Annotated in this window: 2 protein-coding genes; both read right to left on the bottom strand. The window is 64.3% G+C overall.

Annotated features, from left to right (window positions below):
• Nucleotides 1-121: 121 nt before the first annotated feature.
• Nucleotides 122-964, bottom strand: coding sequence for an IS21-like element helper ATPase IstB (istB, locus tag Q2941_RS51200; RefSeq protein WP_458197486.1), 843 nt, complete (start codon nt 962-964; stop codon nt 122-124).
• Nucleotides 961-2493 carry an IS21 family transposase gene (gene istA / locus Q2941_RS51195; RefSeq protein WP_458197485.1) on the bottom strand — a complete coding sequence of 511 codons (1533 nt, stop codon included), beginning with the start codon at nt 2491-2493 and terminating at the stop codon, nt 961-963. The genes istB and istA overlap by 4 nt, the downstream gene beginning before the upstream one ends.
• Between the last annotated feature and the right edge of the window lie 192 nt (nt 2494-2685).

Genomic DNA, 2685 nt, shown 5'->3' with positions numbered 1-2685 from the left:
TATGGAGCGACAAACAGGATGAGAGCGACGCGTCAATCAAGATGAGACGAGGCGGCCGAGTCAGGCGATAATTGACGCTGGTAGCCTGGTTTGGCAAGCTTTGATTGTCGCTGCGCGACAATCAAGGGGCATTACCAGCGTCAATCGTCGTTCTGTCGAGCTCGTTTGGAGTTGAGTGAACAGGTGGCCGACCTGGGCCGCGCCTGCGATCGAGGGCGACTTTTCGACGGTAGCTCTCGACATTCATCTCGAGGATCGTGGCGTGGTGGACCAAACGATCGATGGCTGCCAGCGTCATTGCTTGATCTGGGAAGATACGCCCCCATTCGCCGAATGGCTGATTGGCCGTGATCAGCAGCGAGCGTCGCTCGTAGCGGGAAGCGATCAGCTCGAACAGTACGCTGGTCTCCGCCTGATCCTTGCTCACATATGTGATGTCGTCGAGGATCAGGAGGTCGTAGCGGTCCAGTTTGGCGATCGCGGACTCCAGCGCCAGTTCACGCCGCGCCACCTGCAGCCGCTGCACCAGATCGGTGGTGCGCGCGAAGAGAACGCGCCAGCCGTCCTCGACGAGAGCCAGGCCGATCGCTGAGCCGAGATGAGTCTTCCCGCCGCCAGGTGGACCGAACAGCAGCAGATTGGCGCCGGTCTTCAACCAAACGTCGCCGGCAGCGAGCGCCATCACCTGCGCCTTCGACAGCATCGGCACGCTCTCGAAGTCGAACGTCGTGAGCGTCTTGCCGGCCGGTAGCCGTGCTTCCGCCATGTGTCGCTCGATGCGACGGCGGGCACGATCCGCGGCCTCGTGCTCGGCAAGGGCCGCGAGGAAGCGGGCGGCAGGCCAACCTTCCTTGTCCGACTGCGCGGCGAGCTTCGGCCAGATTGCCTTGACGCCGGGCAGTCGCAGCTCATTGAGCAGTAACTCGACGCGGGCGGCATCGACGGAGGTCGCTATACCGGTCATGCCGCTTCTCCCTGGTTCGAGCGAGCCGACACGATGCCGACAGAGGCCAATTCATCGTAGACATCGAGCCGCGCCAGCTTGACGGCGACACTCGGGATCGATGTCTCCTCAGGTCGGAAGCGATCGCGCAGCGCGGCAAGATCGGGTAACCGTCCGGCCTCGAGATCGGTCGCGATCGCCTCGGCAAGCTCGGCTTCGCAGGCACGCTCGTGGGCCAGCGCCAGAAGCTCGACCGTTACCTTGCAGGCGCGCCGATCGTCACCGTGTTCCCGCAAGGTCTCGAACAAACGTTTGTACGCCGTACGCGGGAAGAGCTGGTCGCGATAGACGAGGCTGGCGAGCGCCATCGGCTTGCGCCGCAGGGCATGGATAACGTGCCGGTAATCAACGACATGGCCGCCCTGGCTCTCCGATACAGGCCGACCGCGCCGCAGCGTCCCGACAGGCGTGACGCCGAGGAAGCATTCGAGCCGGTCGTCGAAGATACGCACGCGCAGGCGATGCCCGATCAGTCTTGAAGGTACGGTGTAGAACACCCTCCGCAGGATGAAGCCGCCTGACGACGTCACCGGGATCACTTTCTCCTCGAAGTCGGTCGTGCGGCCTTTCGGCAGTGGCGCCAGCGCTTCCTTCTCGAGCGCGATCCGCTTGGCGAGGTTGGCGTTGCGCCGGCCGACAATCTCGTCGACAAAAGCCCGGTAGGCATCGAGACAGGCGAAGTCGCGCGTGCCCCGCAGTAGCAGCGCATCCTCCAGCGCTCGTTTGAGATGACCGTGCGCACTCTCGATCGAACCGTTCTCGTGTGCGATGCCCGCATTGTTGCGCGTTGGCGTCATACCGTAGTGGCCCATCAGCGCGGCGTAGCGCTGTGTCAGATCTTCCCGCGCATCGGCTGCCAGATTGCGGAACGCCGCCGACAGGCTGTCGCTGCGATGCTCCCGCGGCACGCCGCCGAGCGCCCACAGGGCGTTCTGCAAGCCCTCGGCCAGGGCAACGAAGCTTTCGCCGCCGAGCACGACATGGGCATGCTCGAAGCCCGAGAACGCGAGCCGGAAGTGATAGAGCCGGTGCTGGAGCGCCTCACTCGCGATGGTAATGCGGAGCGCGCTTGTGTCGGTGAAGTCGGACAGACCGAGACGGCCGGGCTCGTGCTCCTGGCGGAAGATCACGTCCTGTTCGGGACCGTTGAGTGCCCGCCAGGCATTGATGCGCCGCTCCAGCGTGCGTCGGATGTTGGGGGTGAGGTCGGGATGGCGTCGGCGTAGTTCGTCAAGTACGCCGATCATGCGAATGCCCGGCGCAGCCTTCAGGATCGGGATGATTTCGGCGTCCCAATAGGGCGCGAGCGGATCGGGCCGTCGTCGGCCCCTGGGCGCCTTCTTCTGTGATGGCGGGCGCGAGTCGTCTTCTATGCGGTACGCACTCGCCTTCGAGAACCCCGCCTTGGCCGCGGCGGCCTCGGGGGACAGTGTCAGTCGATAGTTCATGTACAGCCTCATCTGGTGGTCGGTTATGTGAAGGCCAGGCAAGGCATCGATTCCCTCTTGTCGAGACGAATCAACAGCTTGCACCAGCAGCACCCGGCCGCCAGACGAGTCCGAAAAGCGCGTCGCCGATGGGGCCGGTCCTCCGGTCGGGCTACGCCCTCCCTTCGGTCCGGCCCCATCGGCGCAGTCTCACCCTGATTGTCGCTGAGTTCTCACCTTGATCGCCGCCGCCCA

The organism is Bradyrhizobium sp. UFLA05-153, assembly GCF_054185185.1.
Note: the sequence above shows the minus strand (reverse complement) of the source record. Positions and strands in the feature narration are given on the sequence as shown.